Origin of the sequence: Halomicrobium zhouii (assembly GCF_900114435.1) — an archaeon.
In the GTDB taxonomy this organism is placed as follows: Archaea; Halobacteriota; Halobacteria; order Halobacteriales; family Haloarculaceae; genus Halomicrobium; species Halomicrobium zhouii.
The window spans coordinates 140,022-159,170 of sequence record NZ_FOZK01000003.1 but is presented as its reverse complement, the minus strand read 5'-3'; the positions used below and the strand labels follow the sequence as shown (position 1 = coordinate 159,170).

The following is a 19,149-nucleotide window of genomic DNA, read 5'->3' as shown; positions in this document are numbered from 1 at the left end:
CGTTCCGGGCCGATCAGTGACGGCGCTCAACCGCCGATTTCGGTCGGGACGCGGACGACGTCGCTCTGTCCCGGAGCTGGGTACGGCTGGTCGGTTCCGGCGTCGAGCGTCAACGCGCGGTCCCCGTCGCCGTCCTGGTAGGCGACGGCGACGAGCGTGTGACCGTCCGGCAACTCCCGGTCCACCCGAATTTCGACATCCCTGTGGGTACCAGGCCCGAGGTACGCAGACTGGCCGACGACCGGTCCGTCGCGGTCGTCCAGGTAGAGGACGACGTAGCCACCCTCGGACAGCGACGCCGACTCGACGGTCACGGACTCGGCGCCCGCGGCCGGACCATCCATCGTTATCGACGCGACGGGCGAGGAGAGCACCAGGAACGCGACGTAGGCGACGCCGAGCAGGACGGCGGCGTGTTTCGCGCCGTCGCGGAGCGTCCCCTCGCCGAGCAATCCGCCGATGAAGCCCGAGAAGACGGCGTGGACGAGGGCGGTGTGGAAGAAGGCGAGGGTGTAGGCGGCCTTGTCGACGCTGCCGAACCGGGCGAACTGGTCGGCGTTGACGCCCAGTCGACTGGTCTCCTCGGCCGAGGGGGTGGGGACGTGCGACGGCAGCGCCGGGACGAGCACCTCCTGGACGGCGACGATGATGATCAGGAAGACCAGGAAAGAGACGTAGATGACGACGAGATAGGAGAGCATCTGCTGGCGGCGGCGCCGTCGGAGCCGCTGGTCGGCCCGCGCCTGAGTCGCGGCGATGCGCAACACCGGACCGAGCGAGCCGCTGGCCCGCATCGCGTTGGTGACCAGCGTGACGACGCGAGTGATGGACGTGGTCCTGACGCGCCGGCCGAAGCGGACCAGCGCGTCGTCGAGGTTCGACCCCATCCTGACGTCGGCCCAGATGCGCTCGACTTCCGGCGAGAGCGCGCCGACGTCACTCCCCCGGAGCCGTTCGAGGCTCTCGACGAGTGTCATGCCCGCCTCGTTGAGGCTCGCGAGTCGTTCGAGGAACTCCGGCGTCGCGGCCTCGATGCGGCGGACGCGGTAGGCGTAGATGGTACGGGTGATGGCGAAGCTCCCGAGCACCAGCAGGGCAGCCTGGACGAGGACGTCGTCGAGCAACCGGACGTTGACGACACTGGTCTCGAACGCCGGCGGTGCCCGGAGGAGGATGGAGAGGACAGCGATGGGAACCGTCACGTAGAGGATCCGCGAGGGGTTCCAGAGCACCGTCTGCAGCGGCGAGCGCAGAATCCTGGTGATCCGCGCGACGCCGTCGTAGACCGCGAGCTGTGACAGTCCCTCGCGGCTGGACGCGGCGACGCCGCCGTCGGTCTGCGGAACGCCGTCGTGGGTGACCGACCGGTCGGGAGAGCGAGTCTCCGTCGAGTCCAGTACGGAGGTAGTGTGGTTCGCGGCGATGCCCAGCGCCTCCAGTTTCTGTGAGAGGTAGACCATGAACCCGACGTTCGCCAGCGGAACCAGCACGTAGCCGAGCAGCTGGATGAAACCGAGTGTGTCCGTCGTCGTCAGACCGAAGACGAGCAGAATCGTGATGAGGAAGAGGACGCCCGCGACAAGGACCGTCACGTACGCCTCGGCGATGGTCGCCAGGTGTTCGAGAATCTCCTCCTGGCGGTCCGCTGCTTCCTCCTGGTAGCGCTCGTACTGGTTCCGGAGGAACGCCGAGAGTCGCTGGCCGCTCTGGAGGACGCTCGCGAGGTTCTCCGAGAACGTCTTGAACTCCTCGCTGGGCGTCCGGCCGGCCATCCGGCGGATAGCGGTGATCATGTCGCGGCCGAAGAGATCCATCTCCCGGACGGCGACGGTGGTCTCCCGTGCGCTCTCGCCGTATATCTCCTCGTTCTCGGAGAAGGTCCGGAGCGCGTCGGGGAACGCGACGCCGCCGCGAGACAGCGCGTACATGAACGCGACGGCGCGCGGGAGCCCTTCCTCGACGTTTCGCTGGCGGACGGCCGCCCGGCTCTTGAGCCGCTCCCATCGAAAGACGTACGTCCCGAGCGCAGCCGAAATCCCGCCGAAGACGCCCCCGAATGCCACGACCAGCAGGGTCTGGTTCGGGGCGAGGACGAGTTCGAACCCGCGGATCCGCAGGGCGGCCACCATGTCGTTCGGTAAACCCATGAGGAGGTCGACGATAGCGGGGATGAACAGCAGTATCGCGCCGAAGAGGTACGCGCCGACGATGGCCCCGCCGAGGCTGGCGACGCCGACGTAGAGGTAGGTACGGGAGGCGTAGGCCCGGTAGGTCTGCGGGACGAACGCCGCTCGCAGGAGTCGGGAGCGGTCCGACGACTCGCGGACGTAGCGCCCGAACAGTCGCCGCGCGTACCGCGTCGCCGCCCGGTCCCAGGACTCGTCGACGGTGACGAGGAAGACGGCGGCGGCGAGCGCGACGACGACGGTCAGCGGGACCAGTCCGAGCGGATTCAGCGCCATGTCAGGACGGGACGTCGACGTCGGCGGCGTCTATCTGCTCGATGACCACGTCCGAGTCCGCGTAGTACTTGTTCACCATCGCGGTGAATCGGCGGTAGTCGGAGATTCCCTTCTGCTGGAGGAATCGCAGGAACCGCTGGCGGTCGGCGAGTTCCCGGCGGAGTTCCGACTGCGTCCAGCCCCGTTCCTGCCTGATCTCGTCGAGCAGGTCGCTGCTCGAACTGCGGAAGGAGTCGTCGACCGAGTCCCAGGCGTAGGAGTTGGAGTAGTCGAGCTCGCCCGTCCGCTGGTCGATCCCCTCGATCTCGGCGATGGTCTTCGCCCGGCGGACGCGCTCGTCGCCCGAGCGGCCCAGCACCTGGACGCAGAGGACGTCGAGCGACTGGACCATCGGACGGGGCACGTTGATGGGTTCGTTCTCCAGCCGGTTGATGACGGTCTGGACCGAGTCGGCGTGCATCGTCGAGAACGTCGTGTGGCCGGTGTTCATCGCCTGGAACAGCGTGATGGCCTCCTCGCCGCGGACCTCGCCGACGATGATGTACTCCGGGCGGTGGCGCAGGGCCGAGCGGAGGAGGTCGTACATCGTGATATCGGAGTCGTCGAGGCGCTCGCGCGTGACCGAGGAGAGCCAGTTGTCGTGATACAGCGAGAGTTCGCGGGTGTCCTCGATGGTCAGTACCTTCGAGCGGGGCGGGACGAACATCGAGACGGCGTTCATCGAGGTGGTCTTGCCCGCCGCGGTGCCGCCGGCGAAGATGAGCGACTTGTTGGACTCGATGGCCAGCCAGAGGAAGGCCAGCATCTCTAGGCTGAACGTGCCGTAGTTCAGCAGGTCGATGGGCGTGAACGGCTCGTCGGCGTACTTCCGGATGGTGAACGCCGACCCACGAGGCGTCACCTCCTCACCGAGGGCGAGTTCGATACGCGAGCCGTCCGGCAGCGTCGTCGAAACGACGGGGTCGGAGACGGAGATGTGGCGGCCCGAACGCTGGGCGAGCTGGACGACAAAGTCGCTCAGCTCGCCGTCTGCGAAGGAGACGTTGGTCTCGATGTCGGTGTAGTCGTCGTGGTAGGCGAAGATGGGGAGGTTCGCGCCGTCACACGACAGATCCTCGATGTGGGGGTCGTGCATCAGCGGGTCGATGCGGCCGTACCCCTGGAACGAGCGATAGAGGTAGTAGTAGAGGCGGTAGAACGTCTCCGGTTCGACGAGGACGCCGTACTCCTCGATGCGGGCGCGAAGCTCCTCTGTGAGCGCGTCCTCGGGATCCTCGTCGACGTCTGCCCGGTAGATGAGCGGGTCGCGGACGTCGTCGAACAGCCTGTCGAGCAGGTCGCGCTCGAACTCGTCGAGACTCGGCTCGACGACGTGGTAGCGGTGTTCGTTGGCCTCCGGGTCGTGATTGATCGAGGCGAAAGCGAAGGGCGCGTTGAGCCAGTAACGGTCGACCTCGTCGTACCCGTCGAGGCCGTCGAACGAGACGACGTCGCCGTGGCGACTTGGGTCGTAGTTGGAGACGGGCACTGCCGACCCGCTGAGGACCTTCGCCGTTCGCGACAGCCACTCGCGGACGTCGGCCAGCGCTCCGCGCGAGGCGTCGTCTCCGTCTGAGTACTCGTGTTCTGCCATCGGTCTCCCGGCGCTCGTGGCCAGTTGCTCCGAGGTTTCGTACCATCGCACATAAATGAGGGGTCCCGATTATCAGCAGACGGAACGGCCGCTACGCCATATCGTAGGTAACTAGGCCCGCTCGACGGTCAGAAGGAGATAGGCGAACGCGAGTGCGAACACCGCGCCTACCGGTGCGGTCACGCTCTGCTGGGTCGCAAACAGGATACTCGAGGCGAGAAGGACCGCGCCCACGAGACCGAGGAGGACGCCCTGGACCCTGACCGGGTCGGCGGGGAACTGCGAGTCGACGCGGTCCTCGGCCGCGTAGTAGGCGATACTGACGCCGAGGGGAACAAGCGAGACGAGCGCACCGGCCACCCAGAGCCAGCTGGCGAGCGCGAGCGATTCGGGGTTGAACGCGACGGCGTCGGTGAACAGCAGGAAGGGGCGCTCCTGGTTCCCGAAGGAGATGCCGAAGATGTACTGCAGGCGGAAGTAGAGAAAGCGGATGACGACGACGGTGGCGCCGGCACCGCGGAACTGCACGTTCATCACCGTCGCGGACCACGGGAGCAACGCGACGAGCCACGTCGACAGCACGGCGAACTCCCCCGCGTACTCTGACTTTACCCAGGCCATGCACTGAGGCGAGTGTCGCGGGGCTTAAATTGTGGGCATCGACGCGCCGACGAGTACCCGGCGGCGTTACGTTCTTTGTCATGGGTACCCAAGGAGAGAGTACTCAGATGCGGCGCGACTACTTCGACGCGAACGTCGACGACGACGAGCAGGACCGGCCAGTGATAGCAATCGCTTTCGACGGCCCCGACGGCCTCCTCTCGGAACGGCTGGAGACCGAGGACGGCCCGCTCGAATCGAGCGAAATCGACGTCACGTATCGACTGACGAACGGCGAGAACGGGACGGACGAGAACGGGACAGGCGACGACGAGACGACGCGCGGCGGCGTCCTCTCGGTGGCGAACCGACTGACGGGGGAGTTCGTCCTGGAGGTGCGAGTCGACCCGGGCGCTGTCTCCGACCTCGTTCGCGCGAGCAAGGAGACCGACGGCGAGGACGGGAGTCGGTACCGGTTGCGCCTCGTCGACGCCGAGGGCAACTCGACGGTGTACGACAAGGGAACGCTGCTCGTCTACGACGCCGACGGGAGCCTGTTGCGCCAGCGGAGTCTCATCCCCGGCGGCGTCGAGTTGTAGGACGGCTAGTTGTTTACTCGCTTTTCGATCAATCACGTCGCGGTTGCGGAGGATATTGCCCGATAGTGGCAGAAATCGATCGTTATGAATCGTCGCTGGCGAAACCCAGATGAGCGGGATTTAAGCGGGCCCGAGCCCCGCTTTCGCACGACATGAGATTGCACGAATACCAGGCGAAGCAGGTCTTCGCCGACGCGGGAATCCCGACGCCCGCGGCTCAGCTCGCCGATACCGTCGACGACGCGGTCGCGGCGGCCGAAGAGATCGGGTATCCGGTGGCTATCAAGGCACAGGTCCACGTGGGCGGCCGCGGCAAGGCCGGCGGTATCAAACTGGCCGAGAACCGAGACGAGGCCGAGGAGTACGCCGAGGACATCCTCGGGATGGACCTCAAGGGCTACGAGGTCAAACGCGTGCTCGTCGAGGAGGCCGTCGACTTCGTCAACGAGCTGTACGTCGGCGTCACGATGGATCGGGGCGAAGGCGAACCCGTCGCCATGGTGTCGACGAAGGGCGGCGTCAACATCGAGGAGGTCGCCGAGGAGGACCCCCAGGCAATCGCCCGGGAGCACATAGACCCCGCTTTCGGCATGCACCCCTACCAGGCCCGGAAGGCTGTCTACGACGCGGGCGTCGACCGCGAACTCGCCCGCGACGTCTCCAGCATCCTGCAGACGCTCTACCAGATCTGGGACGACAAGGACGGTTCCGACGCCGAGATCAACCCGCTGATGATCACGTCCGACGACGAGGTCATCGCCGCGGACGCCGTCCTCAACACGGACGACGACGCCCTGTTCCGCCACCCCGACCTCGTCGAGATGGAGGAGGAAGGCGAGTTCGAGGGCAGTGAACTCGAGGAGAAGGCCGACGAGTACGGCTTCGACTACGTCCGCCTCGACGGCAACGTCGGCATCATCGGCAACGGCGCGGGCCTCGTCATGACGACGCTGGATCTGGTCGACCACTTCGGCGGCGAGCCCGCCAACTTCCTCGACGTCGGGGGCGGCGCCAAGGCCCAGCGCATCGCGAACGCGCTGGACATGGTGTTCTCCGACGAGAACGTCGACAGCGTCGTGTTCAACATCTTCGGCGGCATCACGCGCGGCGACGAAGTCGCGAAAGGCATCAACCAGGCGCTCGAACAGTTCGACGAGATTCCGAAGCCGGTCGTCGTCCGCCTCGCGGGGACGAACGCCGCCGAGGGGATGGAGATTCTGAACGAGGACCTGGTCACGGTCGAGGAGACGCTGGAGGACGCCGTCCAGCGCTCCGTCGCGTACGCAGAGGAGGGATCACAATGAGCGTTCTAGTAGACGAAGACACCCGCGTCGTCGTCCAGGGTATCACTGGCGGCGAGGGCAAGTTCCACGCAGAACAGATGATCGAGTACGGGACGAACGTCGTCGCCGGTGCGGTCCCCGGCAAAGGCGGCCAGGAGGTCGCCGGCGTCCCGGTGTACGACACGGTCGAGCAGGCCGCGCGCCAGGAGGACGCCAACGCCTCCGTCGTGTTCGTCCCGCCGGCGTTCGCCGGCGACGCGCTGTTCGAGGCCCTCGACGCGCCGCTGGACCTCGTCGTCGCCATCACGGAAGGAATCCCGACCCAGGACATGGCCCGCGTCAAGCGCAAACAGGACGAGACCGACGTCCACCTCGTCGGCCCCAACTGCCCCGGCGTCATCACGCCGGACGTCGCCAAACTCGGCATCCTGCCGGGCAACATCTTCTCGTCGGGCGACGTCGGCCTCGTCTCCCGCTCGGGGACGCTGACCTACCAGGTCGTCGACAGCCTCACCCAGCGCGGTATCGGCCAGACCACCGCCATCGGCATCGGCGGCGACCCCATCATCGGGACGTCCTTCGTCGACGCCCTCGAACTGTTCGAGGCCGACCAGGACACCAAGGCCGTCGTCATGTGCGGCGAAATCGGCGGCGAGGACGAGGAGCAGGCCGCCCGCTACATCGGCGAGTACATGGACACGCCAGTCGCTGGCTTCATCGCCGGCCGCACCGCGCCGCCGGGCAAGCGAATGGGCCACGCCGGCGCCATCGTCTCCGGCTCCGGTACCGGCACCGCCGAGTCGAAGATCAACGCGCTCGAAAACAACGGTGTGCCGGTCGGCGACACTCCCGAAGAAGTCGCCGACAACGTCGAAGACCTGCTGTAGGTCGGTCGCGCTAGCGGCACCTGTTCGTTTTTCTTCGCGGTAGGAACGTCGGAACAGCGACTGGGACAGGCGAACTCCGGACACTGGCCTACAACCCTACACGTTCGAAACCCCAGGGAGAGCGACGAGGTGTCGCAGTGAGAGCCTGCCGACGGGGTAGTAACGATGGATATCTATCGACGAACGTCCACTCGATTCCGGAGAAAGTGAGAGTCCTGTGCCAACCAGGGTCAGTACGTAAACGTTCCGGTGTCTCTAAATACCACGCCCGGGAACTTTCGATTATGCCCCACATTTGCCGGGACTGCAAGCGCACGTTCAACACGGAGCTCGAACTCGAGCTCCACCGCGACACGTGCGACGCCGGCGAGCTGTTCTGCGACGAGTGCGGCGAGCGGTTCGCGGAGCGCCGGGCCACCGAGGACGGCTGGCACTATCGCTGCCCCAGCGACGACTGCGACGGCGAGGGAATCGGCGACGACATCCACCAGGTATCGAACGTTCGACTCGAAACAGCGACGAAGTAATTCTGCGGAAAACTGCGTTCGCGGAGCGTCGGGTTTCGGTCGATAGGTTTCTCTCGCACAGTCCGTACTCAGTTCGCTCGTTACGAGACCAACGAGAACAGACTAGTTACTAACACGGCCACGAGCAGTCCGAGCGCCAGCAATCGCGGGACGCTCGCTGCGCGCCACCGACCCTCAGGCAGTGTTTCGGCGACGCCACTGATTCCGGCGGCGACCCCGATCACGAGTACCTCGACGGATCCGCCGTTGCCAGGAACTCGAAGAACGCGTAGATCCCGAAAAACGCGAGCGAACCGAGAATGGAGACGCGAGCGTTCTGCCACCCGCTCGGTTCGGAAAAGAGCAGACCGAGTCGCATCGTCATAATATCGGTGAGTATTGGGTCGAACAAAAATCTGGGTGTCCGAACCCAGACGTTCGAGACGGACCGGCCGCGGTGGAACGTTGACGAATTGGGAACCATCAGATGGTTTCGGCCGGCGATAATCGGGTCCGAAGCTATACGGTCGTCCGTTCGAAAGCCGCCACAAGATGATCGACGCGCGGGAACTACGCAAGGAGTACGGGAACTTCGTGGCGGTGGAGGGGAGCACGTTTTCGGTGGACAGGGGAGAGGTGTTCGGCGTCATCGGTCCCAACGGCGCGGGGAAGACGACGACGCTGAAGATGCTCGCCGGCCTGCTCGAACCGACCGACGGGGAAGCTACCGTGGCCGGCTTCGACGCGTCTGATCCGGAGATGCGCAAACAACTGGGTTTTCTGCCGGAGGAATCCCCGCTGTACGAGGAGATGACGCCGATATCCTACCTGCAGTTCTTCGCCGACCTCTACGAGGTACCGGGCGACGTCGCCGAGGAGCGGATGCTCGACACGCTCGAAAAGCTGGATCTCGAACACCACGACCGGAAGCTCGGCGACATGTCGAAGGGGATGAAGCGGAAGGTCGCCATAGCGCGGTCGCTGATCAACGACCCGGACGTCCTGATCTACGACGAACCGGCCAGCGGGCTGGACCCGCTGACGACGAACTACGTCATCGAGTTCACCGAACAGCTGGCCGAGGAGGGCAAGACCATCGTCTTCTCTGCCCACAATCTCTTCCACGTCGAGTCTATCTGCGACCGCGTCGCTATCATGAACGACGGCCAGATCGTCGCGCGCGGCGACCTTGAGGAACTCCAGGACCAGTACGGCGAGCGACGGTACCGCGTCTACACGACGGTCGAAGTTCCCGACGCCGTCGAGGAGAGCGGCACCTGGTGTCGCGTCGTGGACAGCATGGACGGCGTCGACGCGACGCGAGCGGTCGCGAACGACCGCGGCGGCGAAGTCATCGACATCCGGACCGAAGAGTCGAGCCTCGAAGAGGTGTTCCTCAACGTCGCCGAGTCGGCGACGCCGAACGCACGCACCGTCGAGGAGGTCTAGATGGACGGGCGACGACTCCTGCGGATCGCGCGCTGGGAGGTCACGAAGAACGCTGGCGGCGTCGACAGGCGAACCGTCGCCGTGATGGTGCTGGCCGTCGTCGGGATGGGACTGGTCGCGGCGCTGGCGGTCAGCGGTGCGGGTGCCGGACTCGACTCGGGAATCTACCGCGTCGGCGTCGACCACTCGAGCCCGTACTACGGCCCGGCGGCCGACGACCCGACGTTCGCCACGGTACCGCCGAGCCAACCGGCCATCTATCGGGGCGAGCAAGAACTGCTGTTCGTCGATACCGCACTCGTCGACCGCTCGCGGACGCCGAAGGGGTCCGCCGCTCAGTCGGAGTTCCGGGACACCGTCGACGGCTACAACGAGGGCCGGATGGCCGAGGAAGACAACGCGAGTGCGGCGTACCCGGTCTCGGTCGATCTGCTGTACGTCGAGCAGAGCGGCGTCGAGGAGAGCCTCGCGACTGGGGACGATGGGACCGCCGATGGCAGCGGCGGTGGCAGTGACGGCTCGGGTGGCGACGGAGGGGACTCGGGCGGCGGATCCGGTTCCGGTTCCAGCGGGACCGGAACGTCCGCTACAGACCAGGACGCCGCCGGAACGCTCGGCGGTCTCGGCGCCGGGCTGACCGGCGGCGCGACGAGCGGGACGCCGGCAGACATCCAGCCGCCGTTCCCCTTCGAGTCGCTGGTGCTCGCCTTCCTCTTCGTCGTCCCGCTGAACTTCGTCATCCAGGCCTACGGGTCGACGATGCTCTCCGAGCGGCTCAAGCGCCGCGGTGAACTGCTGCTCGTCTCGCCGGCGAGTCGCGCCGAGATAATCGCGGGCAAGACGCTGCCGTACTTCCTCGGCGCCGTCGGTGTCGTCACGGCCATCACGCTCGCGCTAAGGTTCAGCGGCATCGCACCGAGCGGGAGTCACGTCGCGGTACTCGCCGTATTGCCCCTCGCGGCGCTGTTCCTGGCGGCGACGTTCTGCGGGGCGATGTTCGCCCGCTCGTTCAAGGAACTCACCTTCGTCACCGTGACCATCACCGTCTCGCTGACGAGCTACGCCTTCGTCCCCGCCATCTTCACCCAGGTGAACCCCATCGCGCTCATCTCGCCGCTGACCATCGTGGTCCGGGACCTGCAGGGACAGTCGATATCGCTGCTGAACTTCGCGTTCTCGGTGACGCCGCCGACGCTGACCGCTGCCGTCCTCTTCGGCCTCGGCGCCGGGCTCTATCGCGAGGAGGACATGTTCACCCAGCGACCCATCCCGCTGAAGGTGCTCGACTCGCTCTCTGGCCGCATATTCTCGAAGTGGAGCGCGCTGAAGCTGTCGGCGCTGCTCCTCCCGTTCGTCTTCGTCGCCGAACTCGCGGCGGTCGCGATGCTGTTCGCGCTACAGGAGATCTCGATCCCGCTGGTGCTCCTCGCCGTCGTCGTCATCGAGGAGGTGGCCAAGAGCCTCCACCTCTACGCGGGCTTTTCGAGCGGTCGGTACTCGCGGAGCCTTCGCCCGGCGCTGGTGGTGGGGGCGCTGAGCGGCGTCGGATTCTTCCTGGCGGAGAAATTCGCGCTCATCGCGCAACTGGCCGACCTGCAGAAAGTATCGACCGGCGAGGCGGCGTTCGTCGGGAGCAACGTCCCAGAGGGTCTCGGTCCGTTGCTCGTCGCGGCGCTGTTACTCGCCCCGCTCGCTCTCCACGTCGTGACGGCGAGCGTCTCGTCGCTCGGCGCGCGCAAGGGCAAACAGCAGTACGCCGTCGCCGTCCTCGCGGCGATGGCGATACACTTCGCCTACAACTACGCGGTGGTGACCACCCTTGTCTGATGGACCCGGTCGGTCGTGGGATCCGCGGCTCGTCGTCGCCAGGCGCGACCTGTCGTCGCTGTCGCGGGAGAAGACCATCGTGCTCGCGCTGTTGATCCAGCTGTTCGTCGCGGCGTTCTCGTCGTTCCTCGTCGTCGGTCTCACGTCGCTGTACGACCCTGGGTCGGTCGAGGCCGGCCAGATCGAAATCGGCGTCTCGGGCGACCAGCAATCGGCGCTCTTCGAGGCCGTCCAGCGCCAGTCCGGCGCGACGCCGGTCGGCTACGAGGAGCCAGCGGGCGCCATGCAGGCCTTCCACAGGGGTGAGGTCGACGCCGTACTGACGGCGACTAGCGCGCCCGCGGCCGAGGGTGGCGGGTCGGTGATACAGGTGTCGGCCACGGTGCCGGACGGGAGCATCCGGACCACGGTGGTCGTCGTCCAGGTTCGACAGGTCCTGAAGACGCTGGAGCGCCAGGAGCGCGTCGAGCGGCGGGGCAACCTCGAACAGAAGCCCATTCCCCTGCCGCCCGAGGCGAACGCCAGCCCCTACTTCGGGTTCACCTACACGGTCCTCATTCCTCTCCTGCTCTTCCTCCCACCGTTCATCAGTGGGTCGGTCGCCGTCGACAGCGTCACCGAGGAGATAGAGCGCGGAACGCTCGAACTGCTCCGCGTCGCGCCGATATCGCTCGTCGACGTCGTCGACGGGAAGGCGCTGGGAATGATACTGCTCGCGCCGGCCCAGGCCGCGCTGTGGATACTGCTGCTGGCCGTCAACGGGACGGCGGTGGCGAACCCGCTGTGGACGCTGACGCTCGTCACGGCCATCGCGACCGTCGTCGTCATCCTCGGCGTCGTGCTGGGACTCCACCTCGGTCGCCGTCGGCCCGCCCAGTTGCTGTACTCCGTCGTGACGCTCGTCGTCTTCGGCGGCGCCGTGCTGCTCCCCGAACACCCGGCGACGACGGCGGCGAAACTCGCCATCGACAGCCCGACGCCGACGACGTACGGCCACGTTCTCGGCTACGTGCTCGTCGCCGTAGTGCTGTACGCGCTCACGCGGCGCTACGTCGACCGGATCGAACCGGAGTCGCTGTAGACCGTCTCGCCAGCTCACCGACGTCGTCTTCCTGAAGGCGTCGACTGGCCGTCACTCGCTGGCGAGTGCGGTCAGTTCGTTGATCCCGCCGTCCGGCCCGGCCGCGATGACGGAATCGCCCGCCCGGAACGTGAACGAGGGCGACAGGTCGGTGAGCACCTCGTCGTCGCGCTCGACGGCGATGACTGTACAGGAGGTCCGCGCGCGGACGTCGGACTCCTCGAGGCTGTGGCCGGCGAGTCGACCGGCCTCGACGCGGACGACCTCGACCTGCTGGTCGAAGGAGATGACGTCCTCGTTGAGAATCGTCGAGGCGAGCATCCGACCGCTCACGGTCGACAGGGCGAGGACGTAGTCGGCGCCGGCGCGGTAGAGCTTCGTGACGTTCTCCCGCTCGTTCGCGCGAGCGATGACCTCGACGTCCTCGCTGAGTTCGCGGACGACCAGGGTCGCGAAGACGGCGAGCGTGTCGTCGGCGAGCGTGAGGATGACCGTCGACGCCGAGTCGACGCCGGCCGCCCTGAGCGTGTCCGCATCGGTCACGTCGCCGACAACGTCGACGCCGGTCTTCTCCTCGACGTCGATGGCGTGACAGGAGAAGCCGGCGGCAGTGACCGACTGTTTGACGGTCGAGCCGACCTCCCCGTAGCCGCCGACGATCACGGCGCCGCGACCGTTCCGTCTGGTCTCCGAGCGTGTCCACTCTTTGAGCGTCTCGAGCTGGTGTTCCCGGCCCGCGACGAGCAGAATCGTCCGCTCGTCGATGCGGGCACTCGGCGAGGGCGGCGTCACGAACTCGCCGCGGAACCACGCGCCGATGATGTTGGCACCCGTCCGTTCCCGGATCCCGCTGTCCTCGACGGTGACGCCGGCGATTCGACTTCCCGCCTGCACCGGTAGTTCGGCGATCTCGAAGTCGTCGGCGACCTCGACGGCGTCTGCCACCTCGCTCGTGAGACCGGTCGTCACCTTCGTCGCGATGCTCTCGCCGATGAGCTGTCGCGGTGAGAAAACGGTGTCAGCGCCCGCGTAGCGGTGGTAATCTGCCATCTCCGGGTTCTCCGCGAACGTGATGACCTGGACGCCGTCGCCTTCGACGATCTGGCCTGCCGCGAGCACGACGCTCGCGTTGGTTTCGTCGTCGACGTCGACCACCAGCGCCCGCGCCGCCTGGAGGTTCGCAGCCGCCAGGTCCTCGACCGATTCCGGGTCGCCGTGGACGACGGAGATTCCGCTCTCGAACAGTTCCGTCGCCAGTTCTCGGTCGGGCTCCACGACGACGTAGTCAACGTCGAGGACGTCGAGCTCGTCGACGAGCGTCTGGCTCCGGTCGGTGTACGTGCAGATGACGACGTGGTCCTCGAGGTCGGCGACACTCGTTGGGGGACTCGTCGAGAGGCGGTCCTCGATCCACGGGACGACGAACAGCGGGAGGGCCATGAAGATGAAGAACACGCCCGTGAACATCATCGAGATGACCAGCAGGATCATCTGCGGACTCTCCCATACTGCGTCCTCGCCGAACCCCGTCGTCGTGAACGTCTCGACGACGACCAGGAGCGACTGGAAGAAGCCCCGTTCTTTGCCCTCGAAGGTCGCCATCCCCCACTCGTAGGCCAGCGCGTAGACGACGATGACTGCGAAGAACGTCCCGAGGTAGTACAGCGCCCGGCGCTGACGACGCTTCATACGTCATGACTCTGCAGCCGCCCATTAAGGGTTCCGTCAGACGCTCGCAACCGTGAGGCTGGGTCAGACCGCTGTACCCGGTTCCGCGACGGAAGGCGAACGGTTTTCCGCCCGAGGACCGTGCCATCGGCTGATGCTACGCGGCGCGATAGTCGACCTCGACGGGACGGTGTACACGGGTGAGACGTTGGTCGACGGTGCAGACGACGGCGTCGACGACCTCCGTGCCGCCGGCGTGACGCCGCTGTTCTTCTCCAACAACCCGACTCGGACCGGCGACGCGTTCGTCGAGCGACTCGTGGAGATGGGCGTCGACGCCCGGCCCGGCGACGCCTGCTCCGCCGCGGACGTGACGGCGGCGTACCTGCGCGAGGAGCACGCAGGAGCGTCCGTCTATCTCGTCGGTAGCGACTCGCTGGCGGACGTCCTCCGCGACGAGGGCGTCACGCTCACCGGCGACCCGGCTGGTGCCGACGTCGTCCTCGCGTCGTGGACGGAGGCGTTCGCGTACGAGCACCTCCAGGACGCGCTAGATGGCCTCGACGAGGAGACGGCGTTCCTGGCGACCGACCCGGATCGGACCTACCCAGTCGATAGCGGCCAGTTCGTCCCCGGGACGGGGGCCATCTCCGGCGCGATGGCTGCCGCAGCCGGCAGGGAACCCGACCGCGTGCTCGGCAAACCGTCGCCGACGGCGCTGGACTACGCACTGGAGCGGATCGGTGCGCCGGCGGAAGCGTGCCTCGTCGTGGGCGACCGCCTGAACACCGAACTGGCGATGGGTGACCGTGCGGGAATGACGACAGCTCTCGTGCTAACGGGCGTCTGCGACCGGTCGGACGTCGAGACGGCGGCCGTGGAACCCGACTACGTTCTCGACTCGCTGGCGGCCATCAGAACCGTCCTCGACGACCTGCCCGACTGACGTCCCGCCGGCGCTTTTATCGTCGTGTCAATCGTTACCACCTAGTGTGCTCGTGCGAGCACGGTGTCACCAATGGGAACGGAGATCCTCATGATCGTCGGCGACTTCGGTGAAGACTTAGAGATAATGGTCCCCTTCCAGGCGCTCCAGGCCGTCGGCCACGACGTCGACGCGGTGTGTCCGGACAGGGAGGCGGGCGAGTCTGTCAAGACAGCGGTCCACGACTTCCGCGGCGACCAGACGTACCTCGAAGAGCGGGGCCACGACTTCGAACTGAACGCGACGATGGCGGACGTCGACCCCGCCGACTACGACGCGCTCGTCGTCCCGGGTGGACGGGCCCCGGAGTACCTCCGGACCTACGACGAGGTCATCGAGACGGTCCAGCACTTCTTCGAGGCGGACAAACCCGTCGCGTCGCTGTGTCACGGCCCGCAGATACTCGCCGCGGCTGGCGTGCTGGATGGCTACGAGATGACGTCCTACCCGGCCGTCCGCGCCGAGTGCGAGGCCGCGGGCTGTTCCTGGGTCGACGGCGTCGTCACGGACGGGAACCTGGTGACGGGGCAGGCCTGGCCCGACCACCCGGAGTGGATCGCGCAGTTCCTCGACCTGCTCGGAACCGAAGTGAGCCACGGGGAGCCTGTCGCGGCAGACGACTGAGACCACAATTCCGGTCGCTCGGACGATTTTTCAACCTCACCAACGCTTTTGGTTCCGGGTTCGGATACCCCCGCTATGGTCTCCGAAGACGCGACCGACTCCGGCTGTCCGAAGTGCGGTCACACCGAAACCGATGTCGGCACCATCTCCACGACCGGCGGCGGACTGAGCAAGATGTTCGACATTCAAACCAATCAGTTCAGCGTCGTCTCCTGCCTCAACTGCGGGTACTCGGAACTGTACCGCGACACCGGCTCGGCCGGCAGCGACATCGTCGACGTATTCCTGGGCTGAGCCGTGCCCGGCGTCAGCCTGCTGTTCGCGCTGCTCGCGCTCGTCCTCACCGTCGGCGGTGGACTGGCACTCTACGCGCTGGTACGCGGCGAACGGAACCAGCGAACGACCACAGACCGTGAGACCGCCGAGCAGCTGGCTCGGCGTGACATGCGTGACGAGGACGAAGGGGCGGAGCAGACCCGAGACGGTAACGGTTCGGTCGAAGGGAACCACTGGGGGTGATTCCCAGCCTCAGGCCGACTGGAGTCGATACACCGCACCCGACGAGCCGCTAACTCCGGCTTCCTCACTGGTACAGACGAGGAGTTCGCCGGCCGCGTCCCGCCCGAACGTGGGCACGAACGGTCCCACGTCCTCGACTGGCACGGCAGTCACCGGCCAGAGCCCCTCCGAACGCTCCCGGGCGACGAACAGTTCTCCGTCCGCCTGCCAGTCGGCGAAGACGTAGGTCCCCTGGAGCGAGGGGATGGCGTCGCCGTCGTACAGGTAGCCGCCGGTGACCGAGACGCCAGAGACTCCCCCACCGTCGTGGGGGTACTCGACGATCGGATCGACCAGCGGGTCGCCGTCGGGCGTCTCGTCAGGACAGCTATCCGCTTCGAAGCAGTGCGTTCCCTCCCGAACGTTCCAGCCGTAGTTGCCGCCACGCTCGACGACGTCGACTTCCTCGTAGGCGTTCTGGCCCACGTCCGCCGCGAACAGTCGTCCGTCGGGGCCGAACGACATGCGCCAGGGATTGCGGAATCCCCATGCGTAGTGCTCGTCGAGTCCGTCGGCGCCGACGAGCGGATTGTCGTCGGGAATTGCGTAGTTCCGGTCCTCACCGCCGCCGTTGTCATCGGCGTCGACGTCAACGTCGATTCGCAAGATGCTCCCGAGGAGATTTTCGGTGACGTCCTGGCCGTTGCCGCCCGCGGTAGCGTCGTACCAGTCCTCGACGTGGCCGGTCCCCTGGTCACTGCCGCCACCACCGTCGCCGACGGAGACGTAGAGGTAGCCGTCGGGACCGAAGGTGATGGCGCCGGCGTTGTGGTTCGCCTGGGGTTCGGGAATCTCCAGCAGTGTGGTTTCGGAGTCGGGGTCGGCAGCGCCGCCGTCGGCATCCGTCCTGAACGACGAGAGGACGAAGGTGTGAGAGAAGTCATCGGGCGTGTTCGACCGGGGCGGTGCACTGTAGCGGACGAAGACGCGATCGTCGTCGGGATAGTCCGGATGGAAGACGATACCCAGCAACCCCTGCTCGGTGACGCCGGAGAGTTCGACGAGTCGGTCGGAGACGTCGATGAACGGCTCGGGCTGCTGATCGCCGTCGTCGACCAGGTGGACCTGCCCGGTCTGGTCGGCGACGAACACGCGGTCCGGCTCCGGGACGACCGCCGCGACGGGAGAGGTGAAGCCCTCTGCGAGTAACTCACCGCGCAACTGGAGGTCAGCGAACGGGTCGTCGCCGCCGTCCGCTGGCTCGCTCTCCGTCGGCGACTGCGGGTCCTGGTCGGTGGAACAGCCGGCCAGTGTCCCGAGGAGGAGCGTTCCCGACTGGAGGGCGCGACGACGAGTGACGGGATTCGTTAGCACAACGGATGGCCTCGGGGAGGCCGATTAACTGTTTTGCCGGCGGACTGCCGAAGATAAACTCGGAACAACGGGAGAGTGTCTCGTAGTCGAACCACTTTTGGGACCAGTGAGCGAACTTCTCACCACAATGGTCGACAAAGCGGATCTCAGAGAGCAGTTCACCGAGGCGTTCGAGGGCGCAGACTACCCCATCTCAAGTCCGATGGACCTCGTGCCGGCGCTTCCGAACGGCCCGTCGACGAAGTTCGAATCGGGCGATTTCTCCATGACGGCGATGGAACTGAACACGAAACTCTCCGGCGATTTCCCATACGACGACGTCGAGTCGTTCGTCGACGACGTGATGACCGATCTCGAAGACCAGGACCTCATATAGGTACCTCAGGCTCCGCGACTCGCGAACACGACCAGTAGCGTCGCGACGGCACCGAGGACGAACAGCAGGACGTTCGCGGCCCAGTTCTTCGCGTACACCAGGTCGAGCGTGAAGTGGCGGTCGGAGAGCGGCCAGAACGGCCGAATCCCCATCGGCGTGATGACGTCGGCCAGCAGGTGCGAAACGACCGTCAGCGCGCCGACGGCGAACGCGAACCGGCCGAACGTTTGCGCCGCCGCAGCATCGACCTGCGACCCGACGACCCACCCAGCCGCGCCCACGAGGAGTCCGACGAGAATCGCGAACCCGAACGTGTGAGTCGGTCCGCGGTGGTCCACGAACGGAATGGGGCGGTCGCAGTCCGGCGCCATCGCCAGTGTGATGGCGAGCGCGCCACCGCCGAGTGCGAGGGCGTCCTCACCGCTGGCGAGGAGAAAGAGTGCGACCGGCGAGTACAGGAGGAGGGCTGTCCCGTAGTGACCCAGCTGCTTCATAGGCGCCCTACTGCGTTCTGCCCTAAAATCCTGCGGAGTGAGCGCCGGTTCGCGCTGCGTCACCGGTGCCGGTCTGTGGCGCTCCGACCAACGACAGTTATTTCCTGTTCTTGGCGTTAGTTGGCCCTAATGCTGAGCGCAAAGATGGAGGACTATCTGAAAGCCATCTACCGCCTCCAGCGCGACGGCGACGGCCCGGTGACGACCTCGGCGCTTGCCGACGCGCTCGACGTGACACCGCCGACGGCCTCGAGTATGCTCGATACCCTCGAGGAACGGGGATTCGTCGAACGGGAGAAGTACCAGGGGACGAGGCTCACGCGGGACGGCGAGACGGTGGCGCTCGAGGTCATCCGCCACCACCGGTTGCTCGAGACGTACCTCACGGAGCAACTGGGGTTCGACTGGACGGAGGTCCACGACGAGGCCGACCGACTCGAGCACCACATCAGCGAGGAGTTCGAACGCCGCGTCGCCGCAGCGCTCGACGACCCTGTGGTCGACCCCCACGGAGACCCCATCCCCAGCGAGACGCTGGAGCCCCTGGACGGGACCCCTGGCATCACGCTCGCGGAACAGGAACCCGGAGACGTGGTCGTGGTCGAACGGGTCAGCGACCGGGACCCCGAGGAACTGTCGTACCTTTCGAAGCAGGGAATTACGCCGGACCAGCGGGTGGAAGTCCTCGACGTGGCGCCCATCGGCATGATGACCGTCCGCGTGGACGGCGACGAGGTGTCGCTGCCCGACCGCGTGACGGAGATGATCCAGGTTATCACCGTCGAAGAAGCGGAACTCTGAGG

At 66.3% G+C, this 19,149-nt stretch carries 20 protein-coding genes; 13 read left to right on the top strand and 7 right to left on the bottom strand.

Going from position 1 to position 19,149, the window contains the following annotated elements:
• Positions 1-26: 26 nt before the first annotated feature.
• The 3 genes from BM337_RS14550 to BM337_RS14540 all read right to left on the bottom strand — a co-directional run bounded on the left by BM337_RS14550 (position 27) and on the right by BM337_RS14540 (position 4,716).
• On the bottom strand, positions 27-2,462 hold the full coding sequence (locus tag BM337_RS14550) for a type II secretion system F family protein (protein WP_089817372.1): 2,436 nt from the start codon (positions 2,460-2,462) through the stop codon (positions 27-29).
• 1 nt (position 2,463) lies between these two features.
• Entirely contained in the window at positions 2,464-4,095 is a 1,632-nt protein-coding gene (locus tag BM337_RS14545) for a type II/IV secretion system ATPase subunit (protein WP_089818155.1), read from the bottom strand.
• 111 nt (positions 4,096-4,206) lie between these two features.
• A complete protein-coding gene (locus BM337_RS14540; protein WP_089817371.1) occupies positions 4,207-4,716 on the bottom strand; it encodes a DUF7549 family protein in 510 nt (169 codons plus the stop codon).
• Positions 4,717-4,823: 107 nt separating this feature from the next.
• On the opposite strand from BM337_RS14540, the gene BM337_RS14535 reads away from it, so the two are divergent.
• From BM337_RS14535 to BM337_RS14520, 4 genes are all read left to right on the top strand, one after another.
• Positions 4,824-5,294 carry a DUF5793 family protein gene (locus BM337_RS14535; RefSeq protein WP_089817370.1) on the top strand — a complete coding sequence of 157 codons (471 nt, stop codon included), beginning with the start codon at positions 4,824-4,826 and terminating at the stop codon, positions 5,292-5,294.
• Between the two features lie 152 nt (positions 5,295-5,446).
• Positions 5,447-6,598 carry an ADP-forming succinate--CoA ligase subunit beta gene (sucC, locus tag BM337_RS14530; RefSeq protein ID WP_089817369.1) on the top strand — a complete coding sequence of 384 codons (1,152 nt, stop codon included), beginning with the start codon at positions 5,447-5,449 and terminating at the stop codon, positions 6,596-6,598.
• Positions 6,595-7,464: a succinate--CoA ligase subunit alpha gene (sucD, locus tag BM337_RS14525; protein ID WP_089817368.1), complete on the top strand. Its 870-nt coding sequence runs from the start codon at positions 6,595-6,597 to the stop codon at positions 7,462-7,464. The genes sucC and sucD overlap by 4 nt, the downstream gene beginning before the upstream one ends.
• A 284-nt stretch (positions 7,465-7,748) precedes the next feature.
• Positions 7,749-7,991: an HVO_2901 family zinc finger protein gene (locus BM337_RS14520; RefSeq protein WP_089817367.1), complete on the top strand. Its 243-nt coding sequence runs from the start codon at positions 7,749-7,751 to the stop codon at positions 7,989-7,991.
• A gap of 220 nt (positions 7,992-8,211) precedes the next feature.
• Here the strand turns inward: BM337_RS14520 and BM337_RS21415 are convergent, their stop codons facing one another.
• On the bottom strand, positions 8,212-8,355 hold the full coding sequence (locus tag BM337_RS21415) for a DUF8011 family protein (RefSeq protein ID WP_218155573.1): 144 nt from the start codon (positions 8,353-8,355) through the stop codon (positions 8,212-8,214).
• 167 nt (positions 8,356-8,522) lie between these two features.
• Here BM337_RS21415 and BM337_RS14510 point away from each other — a divergent pair, with 167 nt between their 5' ends.
• From BM337_RS14510 to BM337_RS14500, 3 genes are read left to right on the top strand one after another with little or no spacing between them, the layout of a single operon-like run.
• Positions 8,523-9,419, top strand: a complete 897-nt coding sequence (locus tag BM337_RS14510) for an ABC transporter ATP-binding protein (RefSeq protein ID WP_089817366.1) — start codon at positions 8,523-8,525, stop codon at positions 9,417-9,419.
• The gene (locus tag BM337_RS14505; protein WP_089817365.1) at positions 9,420-11,246 is read left to right on the top strand and encodes an ABC transporter permease family protein; all 1,827 of its coding nucleotides are present in this window, start codon (positions 9,420-9,422) and stop codon (positions 11,244-11,246) included. It begins immediately after the preceding gene.
• The gene (locus BM337_RS14500) at positions 11,239-12,327 is read left to right on the top strand and encodes an ABC transporter permease (protein WP_089817364.1); all 1,089 of its coding nucleotides are present in this window, start codon (positions 11,239-11,241) and stop codon (positions 12,325-12,327) included. The genes BM337_RS14505 and BM337_RS14500 overlap by 8 nt, the downstream gene beginning before the upstream one ends.
• A 51-nt stretch (positions 12,328-12,378) precedes the next feature.
• On the opposite strand, the gene BM337_RS14495 is transcribed toward BM337_RS14500, so the two are convergent.
• A complete protein-coding gene (locus BM337_RS14495; protein ID WP_089817363.1) occupies positions 12,379-14,016 on the bottom strand; it encodes a potassium channel family protein in 1,638 nt (545 codons plus the stop codon).
• A gap of 133 nt (positions 14,017-14,149) precedes the next feature.
• On the opposite strand from BM337_RS14495, the gene BM337_RS14490 reads away from it, so the two are divergent.
• From BM337_RS14490 to BM337_RS14475, 4 genes are all read left to right on the top strand, one after another.
• A complete protein-coding gene (locus BM337_RS14490; RefSeq protein WP_089817362.1) occupies positions 14,150-14,941 on the top strand; it encodes an HAD-IIA family hydrolase in 792 nt (263 codons plus the stop codon).
• Positions 14,942-15,013: 72 nt separating this feature from the next.
• Positions 15,014-15,604: a DJ-1/PfpI family protein gene (locus BM337_RS14485; RefSeq protein WP_177227546.1), complete on the top strand. Its 591-nt coding sequence runs from the start codon at positions 15,014-15,016 to the stop codon at positions 15,602-15,604.
• A 75-nt stretch (positions 15,605-15,679) separates the two neighbouring features.
• The gene (locus tag BM337_RS14480; protein WP_089817361.1) at positions 15,680-15,898 is read left to right on the top strand and encodes a zinc ribbon domain-containing protein; all 219 of its coding nucleotides are present in this window, start codon (positions 15,680-15,682) and stop codon (positions 15,896-15,898) included.
• A 3-nt stretch (positions 15,899-15,901) separates the two neighbouring features.
• Complete coding sequence (locus BM337_RS14475) at positions 15,902-16,123, top strand: DUF8143 family protein (protein WP_089817360.1); 222 nt, start codon at positions 15,902-15,904, stop codon at positions 16,121-16,123.
• 9 nt (positions 16,124-16,132) lie between these two features.
• Here BM337_RS14475 and BM337_RS14470 read toward each other — a convergent pair whose 3' ends face one another.
• On the bottom strand, positions 16,133-17,476 hold the full coding sequence (locus BM337_RS14470) for a PQQ-dependent sugar dehydrogenase (protein ID WP_089817359.1): 1,344 nt from the start codon (positions 17,474-17,476) through the stop codon (positions 16,133-16,135).
• A 127-nt stretch (positions 17,477-17,603) separates the two neighbouring features.
• Between BM337_RS14470 and BM337_RS14465 the strand changes: the two genes are divergently transcribed.
• A complete protein-coding gene (locus tag BM337_RS14465; RefSeq protein ID WP_089817358.1) occupies positions 17,604-17,852 on the top strand; it encodes an MTH865 family protein in 249 nt (82 codons plus the stop codon).
• A 5-nt stretch (positions 17,853-17,857) separates the two neighbouring features.
• Here BM337_RS14465 and BM337_RS14460 read toward each other — a convergent pair whose 3' ends face one another.
• Positions 17,858-18,346 carry a metal-dependent hydrolase gene (locus BM337_RS14460; protein WP_089817357.1) on the bottom strand — a complete coding sequence of 163 codons (489 nt, stop codon included), beginning with the start codon at positions 18,344-18,346 and terminating at the stop codon, positions 17,858-17,860.
• Between the two features lie 129 nt (positions 18,347-18,475).
• Here BM337_RS14460 and BM337_RS14455 point away from each other — a divergent pair, with 129 nt between their 5' ends.
• Entirely contained in the window at positions 18,476-19,147 is a 672-nt protein-coding gene (locus BM337_RS14455; protein ID WP_089817356.1) for a metal-dependent transcriptional regulator, read from the top strand.
• Positions 19,148-19,149 lie beyond the last annotated feature (2 nt).

What these genes read in the sequence shown, in the direction of transcription:
- BM337_RS14460 (WP_089817357.1), bottom strand. Translation starts at nt 18,346, where the DNA reads ATGAAGCAGCTGGGTCACTACGGGACAGCCCTCCTCCTGTACTCGCCG.
- BM337_RS14520 (WP_089817367.1), top strand. Translation starts at nt 7,749, where the DNA reads ATGCCCCACATTTGCCGGGACTGCAAGCGCACGTTCAACACGGAGCTC.
- BM337_RS14535 (WP_089817370.1), top strand. Translation starts at nt 4,824, where the DNA reads ATGCGGCGCGACTACTTCGACGCGAACGTCGACGACGACGAGCAGGAC.
- BM337_RS14545 (WP_089818155.1), bottom strand. Translation starts at nt 4,095, where the DNA reads ATGGCAGAACACGAGTACTCAGACGGAGACGACGCCTCGCGCGGAGCG.
- BM337_RS14505 (WP_089817365.1), top strand. Translation starts at nt 9,420, where the DNA reads ATGGACGGGCGACGACTCCTGCGGATCGCGCGCTGGGAGGTCACGAAG.
- BM337_RS14540 (WP_089817371.1), bottom strand. Translation starts at nt 4,716, where the DNA reads ATGGCCTGGGTAAAGTCAGAGTACGCGGGGGAGTTCGCCGTGCTGTCG.
- sucC (WP_089817369.1), top strand. Translation starts at nt 5,447, where the DNA reads ATGAGATTGCACGAATACCAGGCGAAGCAGGTCTTCGCCGACGCGGGA.
- BM337_RS14480 (WP_089817361.1), top strand. Translation starts at nt 15,680, where the DNA reads ATGGTCTCCGAAGACGCGACCGACTCCGGCTGTCCGAAGTGCGGTCAC.
- BM337_RS14465 (WP_089817358.1), top strand. Translation starts at nt 17,604, where the DNA reads ATGGTCGACAAAGCGGATCTCAGAGAGCAGTTCACCGAGGCGTTCGAG.
- BM337_RS14495 (WP_089817363.1), bottom strand. Translation starts at nt 14,016, where the DNA reads ATGAAGCGTCGTCAGCGCCGGGCGCTGTACTACCTCGGGACGTTCTTC.
- BM337_RS14550 (WP_089817372.1), bottom strand. Translation starts at nt 2,462, where the DNA reads ATGGCGCTGAATCCGCTCGGACTGGTCCCGCTGACCGTCGTCGTCGCG.
- BM337_RS21415 (WP_218155573.1), bottom strand. Translation starts at nt 8,355, where the DNA reads ATGACGATGCGACTCGGTCTGCTCTTTTCCGAACCGAGCGGGTGGCAG.
- BM337_RS14510 (WP_089817366.1), top strand. Translation starts at nt 8,523, where the DNA reads ATGATCGACGCGCGGGAACTACGCAAGGAGTACGGGAACTTCGTGGCG.
- BM337_RS14485 (WP_177227546.1), top strand. Translation starts at nt 15,014, where the DNA reads ATGGGAACGGAGATCCTCATGATCGTCGGCGACTTCGGTGAAGACTTA.
- sucD (WP_089817368.1), top strand. Translation starts at nt 6,595, where the DNA reads ATGAGCGTTCTAGTAGACGAAGACACCCGCGTCGTCGTCCAGGGTATC.
- BM337_RS14455 (WP_089817356.1), top strand. Translation starts at nt 18,476, where the DNA reads ATGCTGAGCGCAAAGATGGAGGACTATCTGAAAGCCATCTACCGCCTC.
- BM337_RS14490 (WP_089817362.1), top strand. Translation starts at nt 14,150, where the DNA reads ATGCTACGCGGCGCGATAGTCGACCTCGACGGGACGGTGTACACGGGT.